Below are 14,601 nucleotides of genomic sequence, written 5' to 3'. Positions count from 1 at the left end.
CGACGACGGCGGATCCAGACGGGTACGCAACCGACCGCACCAGAACGAGACCCCGGTACGCCACACGCCGGGCGCCAACGCCAAGCCACTCGGCAACGGCCGGGTGGCATCGCCGGCCCGACCGGCGATGCCGGCGCAGCCGCCGGCCGGCCACCCCCCAACTGCCGACAAGGACCGGCCCGAGGCGTCGAACGCGGAGACCACGATCCTCCCGGTCATCGCGGACCGGGAGGAGCCACCCTCGGCCGGCCCGCCGAGCGGCTATCCGGACCGACCGGACCCGTCCGATCCGGCCACCGAGGTCTGGACGCTGGTCGAGCGGGCCCAGGCCGGCGAGGCCGAGGCCTTCGGCCTGCTCTACGACCGGTACGTCGACACGGTCTTCCGGTTCGTGTACTTCCGGGTCGGCAACCGGCAACTCGCCGAGGACCTCACCTCGGACACCTTCCTACGGGCCCTGAAGCGGATCGGCAGCTTCACCTGGCAGGGGCGGGACCTCGGCGCCTGGCTGGTGACGATCGCCCGCAACCTGGTGGCCGACCACTTCAAGTCGGGTCGCTACCGGTTGGAGGTCACCACCGGGGACGTGCTCGACGCCGAACGCGAGGACCGCGGACCGGAGGGCAGCCCGGAGGCCGCCGTGGTCGAGCACATCACCAACGTGGCGCTGTTGTCGGCGGTGAAGCGGCTCAACCCGGAGCAGCAGGAGTGCATCGTGCTGCGGTTCCTGCAGGGGTTCTCGGTCGCCGAGACGGCCCGGGCGATGGGCAAGAACGAGGGAGCGATCAAGGCGCTGCAGTACCGCGCGGTCCGCGCGCTCGCCCGGTTGCTGCCGGACGGCTTCCAGCCCTGACCTGCCCGTGCCGGTGACGTCTGTCACGGTTGTCCGGCGGTAAGTTGACCCGCCCGTAACCGCTCCGGCCCACCGACCGTTTGTCCGGGTACGACGGGTGGTTGGCCCGGTCTCCCGCGAACCCCGAGAGGGTCGGGCGCCGCGTCCCCCGCTCCGAAACCGTTGTGGTTGCGCACAGGGCTCGAACTCCCCGTCGCCCCGGCCGGTAACCGATGCCGGCCGGATGGCCGTGACCAGCGAAGGGAGGTGCCGGCGGTGACAACTCCAACTTTCTACCGCCGGCGCGCCGAGCGCTTCGCGCATCTGCTCAACGAAGCCGACGGCGTCCGTCGCCACCGCGTTCGATCCCACGTCGACAACGAGCTGGCCGAGTTGGTGGCGGTCGGACACCGGATACGGGCGGCCCGACCCGAGGTGACTGTCGAGCCCGAGTTCCGTACCGGCCTGCGGGCGGTGTTGATGGCCGCCGCGGAACGGGACGGCATCGGTGCCACCGCGACGGCCGATCCGGACCCGGCCACCCGGGGCACCCGTCGCGGGTCGCTGAACAGCTCGCGTACCCGGGCCCGGGGCGCGATCCTGATCGGCATCGCGGCCGGTGCGGTGGCCGTCTCCGGAATGTCGGCGGCCAGCGAGAACGCCGTCCCCGGCGACCCGCTGTACGGGATGAAGCGGTCCACCGAGCGGGCCCAGTTGGCGCTTGCCACCTCCGACCTGAGCCGTGGACAACTCTTCCTGAACTTCGCCCGGACCAGGCTCGCCGAGGCGGTGGTGGTCCGCGGCGACGCGGTCGGCTTCGCCGCCGTGCTCGACGACATGGACGCCGACACCCGCTACGGCGTCAAGCTGCTCACCACGGCCGCGGTCCAGCGGCACGAGGCGGCGGCGCTCGACGCCCTCGGCGGCTTCGTGGCCGGGCACCGGGCCCAGGTGGGCGCCCTGCTGAACGGCGCCGGCCCGGTCGAGCGGGAACGGGTGACCGACTCGCTCGCCCTACTCGACCAGATCAGGAACCGGGCCGACGGGCTGCGTGCCGGCCTCACCTGCGGTGCGGAGCAGTCGGTCCGCGCCGACGCGCTGGGGCCGCTGCCGCGCACCTGCACCGACTCCCGGACCCCGACCGGGGGTCAGCCTGGCACCCCGACGCCGGACCAACGGCCCAGCGCGCCCCGCTCCGGCAACCAGCCCCGGCGGGAACGCAGCACCGAGCAGCCCGGCTCGTCGGCCGTCCAGAGTCAGGAACCGGTCGACGACAACCAGGAGAAGTTGGCCCCGCCGCTACCGCTGCAGCCCCGCGGATAACCCGTACCGTTTCCCGCCCGTCGCCGGGGTCGGGCCGCGCCGACGCACGTGGCCCACCCCGGCGACGGATTGTTTCCCGGCCGTCACCGGCCCGTCGACCTGGCCGGATACCCTCGCAGGATGCGTACCTGGCGTCCGACGAGCGGAGCGGGACCGGCGTTGGCCAGCAGCGGCAAGGTGACCGTCAGCACGGACCGGCACGGGCACACCACCGGTTGGGCCACCACCGACCTGGCCCCCGGTGCCGCCGGACAGGATGACTCGGCCGCCGCGTTCTTCGACGTCGACAACACGATGATGCAGGGCGCCTCGCTCTACTGGTTCGCCCGCGGGTTGGCCGCCCGGCGCTACTTCACCGCCGCCGACCTCGCCCGGTTCGCCTGGCAGCAGCTACGGTTCCGGCTGCTCGCCACCGAACACGCCGGCGCGATGTCGAACGCCAAGGAGGCGGCGCTGGCGTTCGTCGAGGGCTGGCGGGTGGGTGACATCGAGCGGCTCACCGCGGAGATCTTCGACGAGTTGATGGCGCCCCGGATCTGGGCCGGCAGCCGGGCGCTGGCCCAACTCCATCTGGCCGCCGGGCAGCGGGTCTGGCTGGTCAGCGCCGCCCCGGTCGAGATCGGCCGGGTGATCGCGGAACGGTTGGGGCTGACCGGCGCCATCGGCACGGTCGCCGAAATACGCGACGGCGTGTACACCGGACGGCTGGTGGGCGAGCTGATGCACGGCCCGGCCAAGGCCGAGGCGATCACCCAGCTCGCCGCCGCCGAGGGCCTCGACCTGAGCCGGTGCACCGCGTACAGCGACTCCGTCAACGACATCCCGATGCTCTCCACCGTCGGCCGGTCGGTCGCGGTCAACCCGGATCCCGCTCTGTTGCGCGCGGCCCGGTCCCACGGCTGGGAGGTACGGGACTTCCGGACCGTCCGCCGGGCCGCCCGGATCGCCGTACCGTCGACGGTCGCGGCCGGGCTACTGGCCGGCGCCGCGTCCGCCGGACTGGCACTGCACCGCCGCCGCCGGGCGAGCTGACCCGGCCCGACCGGGCGGTCCGGCGGCCGACCAGACATCGCGGCCGGGGCCGCCGACCAGGCATCGCGGCCGGGGTCGCCGGCGAGGCGTCGCGGTCAGCGTCGGGGGGCGGGTCACGGGCCGAACGGGTCCGGGCGGCGCTCCAGCAGTCGGTGCAGGGTCTGCTGGATGGTCTCCCGCACCTGGTCGGCGAGGTTGAACACGACCAGCGGGTCGTCGGCCTGGTCGGTCAGCTGGTCGGTGGGGATCGGCGGGCAGAATTCGATCAACCACTTGCTGGGCAGCGGCACCATCCCGAGCGGCCCCAACCACGGGAACGTCGGCGTCACCGGGAAGTACGGCAGCTTGAGCAGCCGGGCCAGCGGCTTCACGTCGGCCAGCATCGGGTACGTCTCCTCCGCCCCCACGATCGCCACCGGGACGATCGGGGTGCCGGTACGCAGCGCGGCGGAGACGAAGCCGCCCCGGCCGAACCGCTGCAGCTTGTAGCGCTCGGAGTAGAGCTTGCCGATCCCCTTGAAGCCCTCCGGGAACACCCCGACCAGCTCGCCCCGGTTCAGCAGTCGTTCGGCGTCCGGGTTGCAGGCCACCGTGCCGCCGGACTTGCGGGCCAGCTCGGACACCACCGGCATCCGGAAGACCAGGTCGGCGCCGAGCAGCCGCAGGTAGCGACGCGCCGGGTGACTGTCGTGCACCGCGGTCGACAGGATCAACGCGTCCAGGGCGACGGTGCCGGAGTGGTTCGCCACCACCAGGCCGGGTCCGTCCGTCGGCAGGTGCTCCAGCCCGCTGACCTCGGTCCGGAACCAGTCCCGGTAGAGCCGGCGCAGCACCGGGTGGAACAGCTGGTCGGTCAGCTCGGGATCGAAGCCGAACTCGTCGACCTCGTACTGGCCGGTCAGCCGGCGACGCAGGAAGGCGAGCCCGGACGCCACCCGACGGTCCCAGACGTCGCCCGGCCGGTCCGACACGGCAGGCGCCGGCCGGGCCACCGGCTTGTGCCCGTTGGCGTGCGCCGGCGGCGCTCCGTCCCGCGCGGATACGGGTCCGACCGGGTGCCCGTTGTGGCCGGGTTCACTCATGATCGCTCCTGGACGGCTGCCCGGATCTGCCGGATGCCGTCCAGCACGGCCTGCTCCGCCTGCGCGAGTTGGCCGTCGCGCAGCAGGGTACGGCCGGAGTGGGCCCGGACGAAGTCGTAGAACGCCTCGGCGGTGGAACGCGGCGCGAAGCCGTACTCGTCGATCAGGCGGGTGGTATCCACCACCCGACCGTGCACGATCAGGTCGACCTGGTCCAATCCGTACCGGCCGATGCCGAGGGTGCGGGCCACCCCGGCGGCGCCGGAGAGCCCGAACTCGACGACCGGTACGCCGATCCGACCGGCCCGGCGGATCGCCTGGGACAGCGCCAGCACCCCCGCGCCGGCGACGTTGTAGGTGCCGCCGTGGTCCTCCACCACCGATCGGTGCAGCACCTCGAGCGCGTCGTCGATGTGCAGGAACTGCAGCCGGGGGTCGCGGCCCAGTACGGTGGGCACGACCGGTTGGGAGAAATAGCGGGTCAGCGTGGTGTCGGCGGCCGACCCGATGAACGGCGCGAACCGCAGTACCGTGGCGGTGACGTCCGGCCGGCGGCGGCGGAAGCCGCGGACGTACCCCTCGATGTCGAGGATGTCCCGGGCGAACCCGCCGCGGGGGACCTCCCGCGGCTCGGTTTCCTCGGTGAAGACCGCCGGGTCGCGGAACGAGGCACCGTACGCCGCGGTGGACGACCGGACGACCAGCTTGCGGACCCGGGGGGCCCGCTGGCAGGCGGCGAGCAGCTGCATCGTGCCGATGACGTTCTGCTCTTTCATGGCGGCCCGGCCGCCGTGCTGCTTCTCCGGCGCGGTGACCAAAGCGAGGTGCACCACCGCCTCGGCGCCGAGATCGGCGATCACGGTGCCCGCCGAGCCGGCGTCGGCCCTGATCCGCTCGATCCCGGTCAGCAGGGAAGCCAACTCCGGCGACGGATCGTGCGGGTCCAGCCCGACGACCCGGCCGACCCGGGGCTCCGCCGCGAGCCGGGCGGCGACGTGGGCGCCCAGATACCGGCTGACCCCGGTCACGACGACGACCCCGGGCACATCCGGAGAGTGACCGGGGTTCATCGCGCGCTGACCACCGGCCGGCACGGGCCGAGCCCGCGTTGCCGCGACCTCTTCACACGCGCCTCCGAGGATCGAGGAGAAGCCGGTGTGTCCGCGAACCGGGCGACCGCCCGGCCGCGGTCACTTGCCGAGGCGGCGACGCTGGACGCGGGTCTTGCGCAGCAGCTTGCGGTGCTTCTTCTTAGCCATGCGCTTGCGGCGCTTCTTGACCACCGAGCCCATACGACAGCCCTTCCAATACAACATGCGGATCGGGCCGGAGTCGCCCTGCGGCGAACCGGCACCCGAGTTGGACAGCGGACCGGGCCCGTCGGGTGGGTGTGGCACACACCTGTTCCGGGCCGCGGTCGCGGTCCAGGGTAGCCGCCGGCATCCGGCGGGGCCAACGCGACCCCGTCGGCACCCGGTCCGACCCGCCGGCGGGGCCTACCCGCCCGCTCGTCAGGCCGACTGCTGGAAGGCGCCCCGGAGGTACTCGTGCACGACGTGCTCCGGCACCCGGAACGACCGCCCGACCCGCACCGCGGTGAGCTCACCGGAGTGCACCAACCGGTACACGGTCATCTTGGAGACCCGCATCAGCGCCGCCACCTCGGCGACGGTCAGGAACCGCACCTCCGACAGCCGGTCCTCGGCCTGTGGTGATCCCGCCATGGCTCACCAACCCAATCCCATCCCCGGCGCGTGCCGCCGGGCCGGATGCTCCGCGCCCCGGCGGGCAACGCGCGTGTTATCAGTACGGTAGCGGGACTGCTGTTACCGGCGCGATCCCTTCGCACTCTTGATCATGAAGTGATTGTGACCCGACGTTGATCTTTCCTCGCGGTGCGTGGCCGCTCGATCCGGGCCGCGGAAGGCGCCCGGTGGCTCCGGCGGCGCCACCGGAGCCACCGGACGGGTGCCCCGGCCCGCTTCCGGACGCGAGCCGAGGCTCCGCGCTGGGAGCGGCCTCCACTATCTCAGGCCACCCCGCGACGGTCTGTCCCAGGCCGCCCCTCGTCCGTCGGCCTCGGCTCAGCCGGTGACCGACCGCAGGTACGCCACGCAGTCGTCGTGCAGCGCCGACCAGTCCTCGCCGAACACCTTCCGCGCGGCCTCCTCGGCCGACCGTCCGTCGCGGACCACCGCCGTGAAGAAGGCGCGCGCGGTGCTCTCGCCGTACCGGTCGACCAGGTGCCGGAAGGCCAGGTAACCGATGCCGTAGCTGCCGGAGACCCGCCAACCCGCCGCGTCCCGGGCCGGTTCGAGGTCGGCCAGCCGGCCGTCCCAACCGGAACCGAGCAGCCGCCGTACGTCCGGCAGGCCGGGATAGCGGCGGGGCGGCCGGCCCGCGGCGGCGGCGTGCTCGGCGATCCCCTCCACCAGCCACCAGTTCGCCTTGTCGACGTTGTCCCGGCCGACCAGCGACGCCGCGTGGGTCATCTCGTGCCGCAGCAGCTCGTCGGCGGCGCCGTCGGTCAGGCCCTTGGCGTTGAGCACGACCTCGTGCCCGCCACCGCCGACCGACGCGGCGTAACCGGCCGTCCACTCCGGCAGGTCACCGCCGTACCACCGTTTCCACTGCGGCGGGCCGGCGAGGAAGATCCGGTAGCGGTCGGGCGGCGCGCCGGTCACCGCGTACCGGTCGGCCACCGCGGCGGCCCGGTCGGCCTCGGCCAGCAGTCCGGACAGCCGGCCCCGCAGGTCGGCCGTGGTGGCCACGACGACCCGCCGCCCCGCGGCCACGACGAGGTCGTCCACCTCCCACGGCCGGGGCCCCTCGTCCGCCGACACCGAGGGTTCGATCCCGACCAGCCGCGGCTGGGCCCCGTTCTCGGCCCATCGGGTCACCATGGTCACGCCGCCCGGCGGGCAGCCGGGCGCGGCGTAGCAGTGCTGGAAGGTGACCGGCTGTCGCCACTCGCCGGGCCGGTCCGGCACCCGGGTCGGCCCGGTGCGCAGTTCCGGACGCCAGAGGACGACCCGCAGCGCGCGCAACGACCGGAACTCCCGACGCAACTGCGCGGCGCCCGGCCGGGCCGGATCGGAGACCGCGAGGAAGCCGGCCTCGTCGCCGCGCAGCAGCGCCTCGGCCTGCCGGTCCAGTCGCTCCCGGATCCGTTCGGCGAGCCAGGCCCCGACCACCTCGTCCGGATCACCGGGGCGCGGGCTGCGGGCCGGACCGGGCGCGGCGTCGGCGGACCGTCCGGGCAGTTTCCCGACCGCCGCCAGCACGGCGACCGGAGCGCCGCACAGCAGCAGCACCGCGACCAGCCCGAGCCCGAACCACCGCCACCACCGGCCGCGCGGCAACCCGCCCGGGTCCGCCTGACTCGCCGGCGACACGGCCGGGTCCGCTTGAACCGCGAGCGACACGGCCCGGCCCGCCGGCGACACGGCCCGGTCCGCCGGCGGACCGGCCGGGGGTCGCGGAGGTTCGTCGGGCGGCGGCTGGTCGGTCCCGTCGGTCACTGCCGGAGGGTACGACGAAGCCGGCCCCCCGGTCCACGTCCGACGCAGTTCCGCACGGTGCGCGTCGAGGGCCGGCTCGGCTCAGAACACCGGACCCGGTCCGGCGGGCAGACCGGCCGCCGGACCGGCCGGGGACGACAGGGGGATCGTGAAGCCGTGCCCGGCTGGATCGACCCGGTCGGCAACTTCGCCGGCCAGCCGGTCTACCTTCGCGCGACGGCAACGACGGCAACGACGGCTTACGGCAGGGCCGACGAGGCGACCGGCGGCCCGGCCGGCGCCCCGGAGTCCGGCACCCCCGCGTAGTCGGGCAGCTCAACGCCGTTGAGCGCGCGCTCGATCAGGTCGGCAGGCCAGTCCTCCGGGCCGGTCGCGGCGTCCGGTCCGGGAACGTCGAGGCTGCGTGCGTGCGCCCGACCGATCTCCTGGTTGGCCTCGACGAACGGGCGCATCCGCCGCTCGTAGCCGGCGAACCCGGCCGCCGGGTCCCAGCCGGCGGCGGCCAGTTCCCCGGCCAGCAGGTAGGCGCCGACCAGGGCCAGGCCGGTGCCCTGGCCGGACAGCGGCGACGAGCTGAACGCCGCGTCCCCGAGCAGCCCGACCCGGCCGCTCGACCAGCGGTCCAGCACCACTTGGGCGACCTGGTCCAGGTAGAAGTCCGGTGTGTCGTCCAGCCGGGTGAGGATGCGCGGGGCCAACCAGCCCATTCCGGCCATCCGCTCGCGCAGCAGGCGCTTCTGGGCCGCGACGTCGCGCTGGTCGACGGCGAGGTCGACCGTAGGGAAGGAGAACAGGGCCATCGCCCGGGTGGCGTCCTGGATGGGCCGCAGGCCGGCGGTACGCCCGGTCCCGGTTTCCTCGTAGGAGATCAGCCAGCGGTCCAACCCGAACTCGTTGGGCACCGTGTAGAAGGCCATCATGCGTCCGAGGTGGCGGACATACCGCTCGTGCGGCCCGAAGATCATCACGCGCAGCGCCGAGTGCAGCCCGTCCGCCCCCACCACCAGGTCGAAGCGCCGCCGGTCGCCGCCCGCGAAGGTCACGTCGACCCCGTCCGCGTCCTGGGTGAGGTCGGCGATCCGGTCGCCGAAGACGTACTCGACACCGTCCCGGGTGTCGTCGTAGAGCACCCGGGACAGGTCTCCGCGCAGGATCTCGATCTCCGCGATGTACCCGTCGCCGCCGTCGTCATCGGCGCGGAAGGTCTCGATCACGTTCCCGTCCACATCCACGGTGTACGCGCCAGCGGTCTCGGTGCGGGCCGCGCGCGCGGCCGCGTCCAGCCCCATCCGCCGAATGACCTCTCTGGTCACCCCGCGCGCGTCCACCGCCTGCCCGCCGGGACGCAGCTCGGGTGCCCGCTCCACCACGGTCACCTCGGCCCCCCGCCGGCGTAGCCAGTGGGCCAGCGCCGGCCCCGCGATGCTCGCCCCCGTCACCAACACCCTGGTGCCGCTCACCGTGCCTCCCGCTCACCCGTCGGGGTCTCAACCGTGACCATCATGTCCTCCTGCCGTCGCAGCGGTAGACCCCCTCGGGATGGGAGACTCATCGCCGCGGTGACGGGGACGTCGCGCGACCAGCTCGGGACAGGGTCGGCCGCACACGGCGGCCTTCGCGAGACCGGGACGGGGGCGGACATGGAGCGAGGCACCCGCGACGAGTTGCTCGGCCGCCTGGCGGAGGCGGTCGAGTCCGTCGCCGTCGCGCACCCGACGCGGGTCGCCGTCGACGGGCCGCCCGCCGCCGGCAAGACCACCCTCGCCGACGAACTGGCCGTCGCGCTGCGCGACCAGGGCCGCGACGTCATCCGCGCCACGATCGACGACTTCCTCTTCCCCCGGGCACGGCGCTATCCGCGCGGCGAGTACTCGGCCGAGGGCTGTTACCTCGACGCCCACGACCACCACGCGCTGAACCGGGTGCTGCTCGATCCGCTCGGTCCGGGCGGAGATCGACGCTTCCGACCCGCGGTCTACGACCACGCAACGGACACCGCTCTGTCCCTACCGGGCACGACCGCCCCCGCCGACGCCGTGCTGGTCTTCGACGGCGTCTTCCTGCTGCGCCCGGAACTGATCGACCGGTGGGAGCTGCGCGTCTTCGTCTCGACGGACCTCGACAAGACCGTGGATCGTGCCGTGATCCGGGAGCACCAGGTGTCGTCCCGGGCCGAGGTCGAACGGCGCTGGCGGGAGCGTTACCTCCCCGCCCAGCGGCTCTACTTCGCCACGGTCCGCCCGACCGAACACGCCGACATCATCGTGCACAACGACGAGCCCCAACAGCCGGCCTGGGAGAGCCGAACACACGATCCGCGAAGTCATCGATAGCCACGATCGCCCGCAGCACTCACGGCTGGACAATGCCCAGCTCAACGAGAAGCATCCACACGTCGGTCGACGGGTCCCGACGCAACGGATCGCAGTGGTTCGCATGACCCCCGCTGCTCGTGCAGTCCCCGGTCGGGCAGTCGTCCACCAGCCTCTTCGCCCGCTTGGCGGCGGCCAGGTGCCTGCCCTGCAATGCCAGGGCCCGCCGGCCGGTCATGCTCTTGTCGTTGTGCGAGTCGAATGTCTCGAACCCGGCGAACTCCCGCAGCTTCTGGTGGACGGTTCGGCTCGATCCGCCTTGCCGACCGGATACGCCGGTGAAGTGCAGGAGCAACCACAGATCGAAGGACGGATGAGAGAACGCGACCCGCACGCCATTGTCCCGGGCATACCGCATCGCCTGCGGAATGTCACGGTGCTGGTCACGGTCGAACATGGCCCAGAGCTGCACCCGATCTTCGCCGACGGTCACCTCGTCCCGTTGTTCCAGGGCTCTCTCGACGACCCGACGCGGCGTCATACCGTTGCGTTTCCACAGTGGGTGAATGAGGAACTGGTGTTGGGAGCCGAACTCGTGGTTGAGAAAGGCCAGGTAGTCCGGCTCGGTCGACTCGCCCTCGACCGCTACGTAGAACACCCGGTTGCCGCGCCAGGCCGGTGCGGCGCCTCGGTGAACACGACGTTCCGCTTCGGGATCGCTACGGCGGCGCCGACTCATGCGGCCTCCGCCAGCGCCCGTGCGACCTCTCTGGCCAACTCGCCACTGGTCACGCGAGGTACCCCGCCATAGCGACCGCGAAGGTAACCGCGCTCCAGGTTCTCTTCTCGACGCGGCCTCGCGTCAATCAGCGGATACAGCTCCGTCTCACCAGTCTGCCGCTTGGCCGTTATCCAGACCTGGTCACGGTCGAGCGGCCGGTCGACCATCGAAGGGCCCAGTAGCGTGGCATCATGAGTGGTGAAGATCAGTTGGGCACCGCGCGGGTTGGCGGCCGGGTCCTGGAAAAGTCTGACTACTTCGGCGGCGAGCATCGGATGCAGGCTGGCGTCCAACTCGTCCACCATGAGCACCGATCCCTGGTCGAGGACATCAAGCAGCGGGCCGAGAAAGCTGAACCAGGCCGACGTACCCAACGACTCCTGCCGTACGAATTCCAACGGGACAGGCGTGCCGGTGGTGCTGTGGTGCAGGAGACGGACCTGTTGCTCCGGCACGAGAGACGGGTCGATCTTCAGGCCGACGACGCCCAGGTCGGCCACCCGTAGTAACGCCTCGATCTGCCGTCGACGCTCGCCGTTGTCGCGCGGCTCCGTGAGCAGCCGACGGGTGTCCTCGCTCCGGGCCCGGAAATCATCGCCGGGGGCGACAATCCGCAGACCGTCGAGAAACCAGCGATGGACAGCGCTGAGTTGAGGATGGTTCAGACTCGCGGCTACCGTCAGGAACAGCGAATTCGGCCGAGTGAACTCAGCGAGTCGCTCCTTGCCTCCCTTCAGGCCCTCGCCGGGGAAAAGGAACTCCTCCCCGTGCTCACGATCCGCCTCGCGGTCGAACCAGACCTGCTTACGGCCACGGGGATAAGCGTGTAACCACTCCGCCTCGACCCGTTCGTCCGACAGCTCGAAGCCGTACGTGTAGCGGACCGGCCCCTTGCCCAACAGGAGGTCGACCTCGAACAGCGTGGTCTCGTCCCGGGCCGCCGGATCGAGGGCGAAGGGCTCTCGCGGAACGCCGGCGTCCTGTGCCCACTGCGCCAGCGACGACCGCACGGCCTCCCGCATAGCCCACAGGGCGGCGAGCAAATTGGACTTTCCAGAGGCGTTGGCGCCGAAGATCCCGGCCACCGGAACGGCCTCGATCTCACGCCCCTCGGCACGGACGCCGGTCGGCCGGGCAGTGCCCTCGTTGAACTCGGTCGCAACCAAGGAAAAGTGATGGTCCGAGCGAATCGATCTGTGGTTGGCAACCCGGAAACTCAGAAGCACCGCCTCGTCCTCTCCGACCAACGAACCCCGCCTTGTGCCCTCTCGTGCGAAAAGTCTGCACGTCAGGGCTCAAGACGCCACCCAGTTTACCCATGAGGATAGCGTGACCCGCGCCAGGATCGACCGGGTAGCCGCGCTGACGCGATTCGGTCAGGGCTTGCGGAGCCAGGTACTCGGATCGGTCACGAAGACGCCCTTGCCCTGCCTGCGGTCTACGGCCTCGATCGCTTCGAGCCGGACGAGCACGATCTGGATGGTCGACGAGCTGACGTTGTACTGCTCGCACAACTGGGCGATGGACGGCAGCTTGTCGCCCGGCTGGTACCGGCCCGACCTGACGTCGTTCATGATCTCAGCGGAGATCCGGATGTAATCCGGGGTAGCAGGCATCGGCGCTCCTCGCGTGGCACCTCCATTCGATCACGGCAGGCAGAAATTCGACAAGAGGAAGCCATTCATCTTGTCTTCAATGGCTTCAATGGTTATGTTGGCTGTCGAGCGCTCCTCGCGTGGCAACGACGAGAGCTCGTCCCCCGGTCGGGGCGGGAAAACGGCATGGAAGGGTCCCCCCGCCCCGACCCACGAGAGGGTCCGGTGGCCGTACTCGCCGAGGGAGGCTGCGGCTGCCGGGCCGGGCGGCCCGACCACGAACGCGGTCGCGGTCGGGCCGCCCATCCACCCACCCCTTTACGACGGAAGGTGCCCTCATCGTGCGCAGGTTCCTTCGACGCCTCTGGCCGCGCTCCGCCCCACGGCACGCGGCCGGTCCACGCCCCGAGACCCGCCGGCCCAACGCCGGCACCTACTACCGCTCCACCGCCCGGCCCGCCCTGAGCGAGCGGCAGATCCGTACGCAACGGTTCGCGCGCGCCTGGCGCGGACTCGACCCGGCCGAGGTGGACCTGTTCCTGCACCGGGTGGCCGCCGAGCTGGCCGCCGTCCGCAACGAGCTGGCCTGGACCCGGGACGAGAACACCCGGATCAAGAACGCGATGCGGGACTGGCGCTCACAGTTCCCGCCGCCCCTCCGACCGTGGTGACCAGCGGCCACCCCGGCAACGAATGAACGCTGGCAGTTTTTCGGCTCGACACGCCGTTGGAGGAGCCGAAAAACTGTCAATGATCATGAAGGCGGCGAGCGGGGCCGGCGCGAGCGGGGTCGGCGAGGCGGGGGCGCGCTATCTGCGGGAGACCAGGGCGCGGGTGAAGAAGGCGAGGTTGGCGGGGCGCTCGGCGAGGCGGCGCATCAGGTAGCCGTACCACTCGTCGCCGTAGGGGACGTAGACCCGGACGGTGTGCCCCTGCGCGGCCAGCCGGGCCTGCTCCTCGGGGCGGATACCGTACAGCATCTGGAACTCGAAGGAGTTCACGTCCCGGTCGAACCAGCGGGCCCGGTCCTGGCCGATGGCGATCAGCCGCGGGTCGTGGGTGGCCAGCATCGGGTAGCCGTCACCCGACATGAGGATGTTCATGCACCGGACGTACGACTTGTCCACCTCGACGGCCGACTGGTAGGCCACCGACTCCGGCTCCTTGTAGGCGCCCTTGCAGAGCCGTACCCGGGAGCCGGTGGTGGCCAGTTCCCGACAGTCGGACTCGGTCCGCCGCAGGTACGCCTGCAGCACCGCGCCGGTGCCCGGGAAGTCGCCGCGCAGCTTGGCCAGGATGTCCAGGGTCGAGTCGGTGGTGGTGTGGTCCTCCATGTCCAGGGTGACCGTGGTGCCGGCCTCGGCCGCCGCGGCGCAGATCGCCCGGGCGTTGTCGTAGCCGAGCTGCTCGTCGAACTTCTGGCCGAGCGCGGAGAGCTTGACGCTCACCTCTGCGGCCGGGGTCAGCCCGGCGGCCGACAGCGTGGCCAGCAGTTCGAGGTAGGCGTCCCGGACGGTGGCCGCCTGTTCGGCGATGACGGTGTCCTCGCCCAGGTAGTCGAGGGTGACGGTGAGTCCATCGCCGACGAGCTCGCGGGTGGCGCGCAGCGCGTCGTCGGTGGCGGTGCCGGCGACGAACCGGCGGACGACGTCCCGGGTGAACGGGGCCGTCTCGACGAGCCGTTCGACCCGGGATGACCGGGCCGCGGCGAGGATGACCGATCGGAGCATGAGCTGAGAGTAACCTCCGTCGCCCGACCGGTCGCGGCAGTGGCCCGGGTAAGGGCTGGCCGGCGATCCGGCGCCGAGGCCGGGCGGCGGGACTGGTCCGGATCGGCTACAACGTTCACGTGAACAGCACTCCGCACCGCCGGCTCCGCTCGACCAGCGTTCGGCTGGGCACCGTCACCGCCCTGGCCCTCAGCCTCACCGCCTGCGACCCCACCGGCGACGGCTGCGACAGTGACCGCAAGCGGTCCTCCGCCGCCGGGGTCACCGTGGCGGCCGGCTCGGTGACCGTCCTGGCCGCCGGGTCGACCGGGTCGACCGGCGGGCAGACAACCACCGCCGCGCTGCCCGACCGCGGCGGGTTCGGCACCCAGCTGGCCTCCTGCGGCGGCTGAG

At 72.0% G+C, this 14,601-nt stretch carries 15 protein-coding genes and 2 pseudogenes; 6 read left to right on the top strand and 11 right to left on the bottom strand.

Features of this window, described 5'->3' with window-relative positions; translation table 11 throughout:
- Positions 1–22 precede the first annotated feature (22 nt).
- The 3 genes and pseudogenes from ACFOX0_RS01420 to ACFOX0_RS01410 form a co-directional block, all read left to right on the top strand.
- Positions 23–853 (top strand): annotated as a pseudogene (locus ACFOX0_RS01420) (ECF subfamily RNA polymerase sigma factor, BldN family); the annotation flags it as partial.
- Positions 854–1,099: 246 nt separating this feature from the next.
- Positions 1,100–1,957, top strand: a pseudogene (locus ACFOX0_RS01415) (DUF5667 domain-containing protein); the annotation flags it as partial.
- A gap of 318 nt (positions 1,958–2,275) precedes the next feature.
- Positions 2,276–3,187: an HAD family hydrolase gene (locus ACFOX0_RS01410; protein ID WP_377541532.1), complete on the top strand. Its 912-nt coding sequence runs from the start codon at positions 2,276–2,278 to the stop codon at positions 3,185–3,187.
- Between the two features lie 113 nt (positions 3,188–3,300).
- On the opposite strand, the gene ACFOX0_RS01405 is transcribed toward ACFOX0_RS01410, so the two are convergent.
- The 6 genes from ACFOX0_RS01405 to ACFOX0_RS01380 all read right to left on the bottom strand — a co-directional run bounded on the left by ACFOX0_RS01405 (position 3,301) and on the right by ACFOX0_RS01380 (position 9,250).
- The gene (locus ACFOX0_RS01405) at positions 3,301–4,269 is read right to left on the bottom strand and encodes a lysophospholipid acyltransferase family protein (protein ID WP_377541531.1); all 969 of its coding nucleotides are present in this window, start codon (positions 4,267–4,269) and stop codon (positions 3,301–3,303) included.
- Positions 4,266–5,339, bottom strand: coding sequence for an NAD-dependent epimerase/dehydratase family protein (locus tag ACFOX0_RS01400; RefSeq protein ID WP_377541529.1), 1,074 nt, complete (start codon positions 5,337–5,339; stop codon positions 4,266–4,268). Before ACFOX0_RS01400 ends, ACFOX0_RS01405 begins: the two co-directional genes overlap by 4 nt.
- A 120-nt stretch (positions 5,340–5,459) precedes the next feature.
- The gene (locus ACFOX0_RS01395) at positions 5,460–5,561 is read right to left on the bottom strand and encodes a 30S ribosomal protein bS22 (RefSeq protein WP_007465623.1); all 102 of its coding nucleotides are present in this window, start codon (positions 5,559–5,561) and stop codon (positions 5,460–5,462) included.
- Positions 5,562–5,780: 219 nt separating this feature from the next.
- Positions 5,781–5,993 (bottom strand): helix-turn-helix domain-containing protein, encoded by a 213-nt coding sequence (locus ACFOX0_RS01390; protein WP_377541528.1) that lies wholly within the window; start codon positions 5,991–5,993, stop codon positions 5,781–5,783.
- 360 nt (positions 5,994–6,353) lie between these two features.
- Complete coding sequence (locus ACFOX0_RS01385) at positions 6,354–7,790, bottom strand: hypothetical protein (protein WP_377541527.1); 1,437 nt, start codon at positions 7,788–7,790, stop codon at positions 6,354–6,356.
- Positions 7,791–8,029: 239 nt separating this feature from the next.
- The gene (locus tag ACFOX0_RS01380) at positions 8,030–9,250 is read right to left on the bottom strand and encodes an FAD-dependent monooxygenase (RefSeq protein WP_377541526.1); all 1,221 of its coding nucleotides are present in this window, start codon (positions 9,248–9,250) and stop codon (positions 8,030–8,032) included.
- Between the two features lie 180 nt (positions 9,251–9,430).
- Here ACFOX0_RS01380 and ACFOX0_RS01375 point away from each other — a divergent pair, with 180 nt between their 5' ends.
- Positions 9,431–10,123 carry a cytidylate kinase family protein gene (locus tag ACFOX0_RS01375; protein ID WP_377541524.1) on the top strand — a complete coding sequence of 231 codons (693 nt, stop codon included), beginning with the start codon at positions 9,431–9,433 and terminating at the stop codon, positions 10,121–10,123.
- A 19-nt stretch (positions 10,124–10,142) separates the two neighbouring features.
- Here ACFOX0_RS01375 and ACFOX0_RS01370 read toward each other — a convergent pair whose 3' ends face one another.
- The 4 genes from ACFOX0_RS01370 to ACFOX0_RS01355 form a co-directional block, all read right to left on the bottom strand.
- A complete protein-coding gene (locus tag ACFOX0_RS01370; protein ID WP_377541523.1) occupies positions 10,143–10,841 on the bottom strand; it encodes an RloB family protein in 699 nt (232 codons plus the stop codon).
- On the bottom strand, positions 10,838–12,109 hold the full coding sequence (locus tag ACFOX0_RS01365; protein WP_377541521.1) for an AAA family ATPase: 1,272 nt from the start codon (positions 12,107–12,109) through the stop codon (positions 10,838–10,840). The genes ACFOX0_RS01370 and ACFOX0_RS01365 overlap by 4 nt, the downstream gene beginning before the upstream one ends.
- Positions 12,110–12,259: 150 nt before the next feature.
- On the bottom strand, positions 12,260–12,499 hold the full coding sequence (locus ACFOX0_RS01360) for a winged helix-turn-helix domain-containing protein (protein ID WP_377541520.1): 240 nt from the start codon (positions 12,497–12,499) through the stop codon (positions 12,260–12,262).
- 30 nt (positions 12,500–12,529) lie between these two features.
- The gene (locus ACFOX0_RS01355) at positions 12,530–12,784 is read right to left on the bottom strand and encodes a hypothetical protein (RefSeq protein ID WP_377541518.1); all 255 of its coding nucleotides are present in this window, start codon (positions 12,782–12,784) and stop codon (positions 12,530–12,532) included.
- Between the two features lie 35 nt (positions 12,785–12,819).
- Here ACFOX0_RS01355 and ACFOX0_RS01350 point away from each other — a divergent pair, with 35 nt between their 5' ends.
- Positions 12,820–13,149: a DivIVA domain-containing protein gene (locus ACFOX0_RS01350; RefSeq protein WP_377541517.1), complete on the top strand. Its 330-nt coding sequence runs from the start codon at positions 12,820–12,822 to the stop codon at positions 13,147–13,149.
- A 138-nt stretch (positions 13,150–13,287) separates the two neighbouring features.
- Here the strand turns inward: ACFOX0_RS01350 and ACFOX0_RS01345 are convergent, their stop codons facing one another.
- Positions 13,288–14,208: a proline dehydrogenase family protein gene (locus tag ACFOX0_RS01345; RefSeq protein ID WP_377541516.1), complete on the bottom strand. Its 921-nt coding sequence runs from the start codon at positions 14,206–14,208 to the stop codon at positions 13,288–13,290.
- Between the two features lie 119 nt (positions 14,209–14,327).
- On the opposite strand from ACFOX0_RS01345, the gene ACFOX0_RS01340 reads away from it, so the two are divergent.
- A complete protein-coding gene (locus ACFOX0_RS01340; RefSeq protein ID WP_377541515.1) occupies positions 14,328–14,600 on the top strand; it encodes a hypothetical protein in 273 nt (90 codons plus the stop codon).
- Position 14,601 lies beyond the last annotated feature (1 nt).

Source organism: Micromonospora zhanjiangensis (genome assembly GCF_042650605.1).
Classification (GTDB): Bacteria; Actinomycetota; Actinomycetes; order Mycobacteriales; family Micromonosporaceae; genus Micromonospora_J; species Micromonospora_J zhanjiangensis.
Note: the sequence above shows the minus strand (reverse complement) of the source record. Positions and strands in the feature narration are given on the sequence as shown.

Coding starts and splice junctions, on each gene's coding strand:
- ACFOX0_RS01395 (WP_007465623.1), bottom strand. CDS start 5,561: ATGGGCTCGGTGGTCAAGAAGCGCCGCAAGCGCATGGCTAAGAAGAAG.
- ACFOX0_RS01410 (WP_377541532.1), top strand. CDS start 2,276: ATGCGTACCTGGCGTCCGACGAGCGGAGCGGGACCGGCGTTGGCCAGC.
- ACFOX0_RS01375 (WP_377541524.1), top strand. CDS start 9,431: ATGGAGCGAGGCACCCGCGACGAGTTGCTCGGCCGCCTGGCGGAGGCG.
- ACFOX0_RS01400 (WP_377541529.1), bottom strand. CDS start 5,339: ATGAACCCCGGTCACTCTCCGGATGTGCCCGGGGTCGTCGTCGTGACC.
- ACFOX0_RS01390 (WP_377541528.1), bottom strand. CDS start 5,993: ATGGCGGGATCACCACAGGCCGAGGACCGGCTGTCGGAGGTGCGGTTC.
- ACFOX0_RS01355 (WP_377541518.1), bottom strand. CDS start 12,784: ATGGGCGGCCCGACCGCGACCGCGTTCGTGGTCGGGCCGCCCGGCCCG.
- ACFOX0_RS01370 (WP_377541523.1), bottom strand. CDS start 10,841: ATGAGTCGGCGCCGCCGTAGCGATCCCGAAGCGGAACGTCGTGTTCAC.
- ACFOX0_RS01345 (WP_377541516.1), bottom strand. CDS start 14,208: ATGCTCCGATCGGTCATCCTCGCCGCGGCCCGGTCATCCCGGGTCGAA.
- ACFOX0_RS01360 (WP_377541520.1), bottom strand. CDS start 12,499: ATGCCTGCTACCCCGGATTACATCCGGATCTCCGCTGAGATCATGAAC.
- ACFOX0_RS01405 (WP_377541531.1), bottom strand. CDS start 4,269: ATGAGTGAACCCGGCCACAACGGGCACCCGGTCGGACCCGTATCCGCG.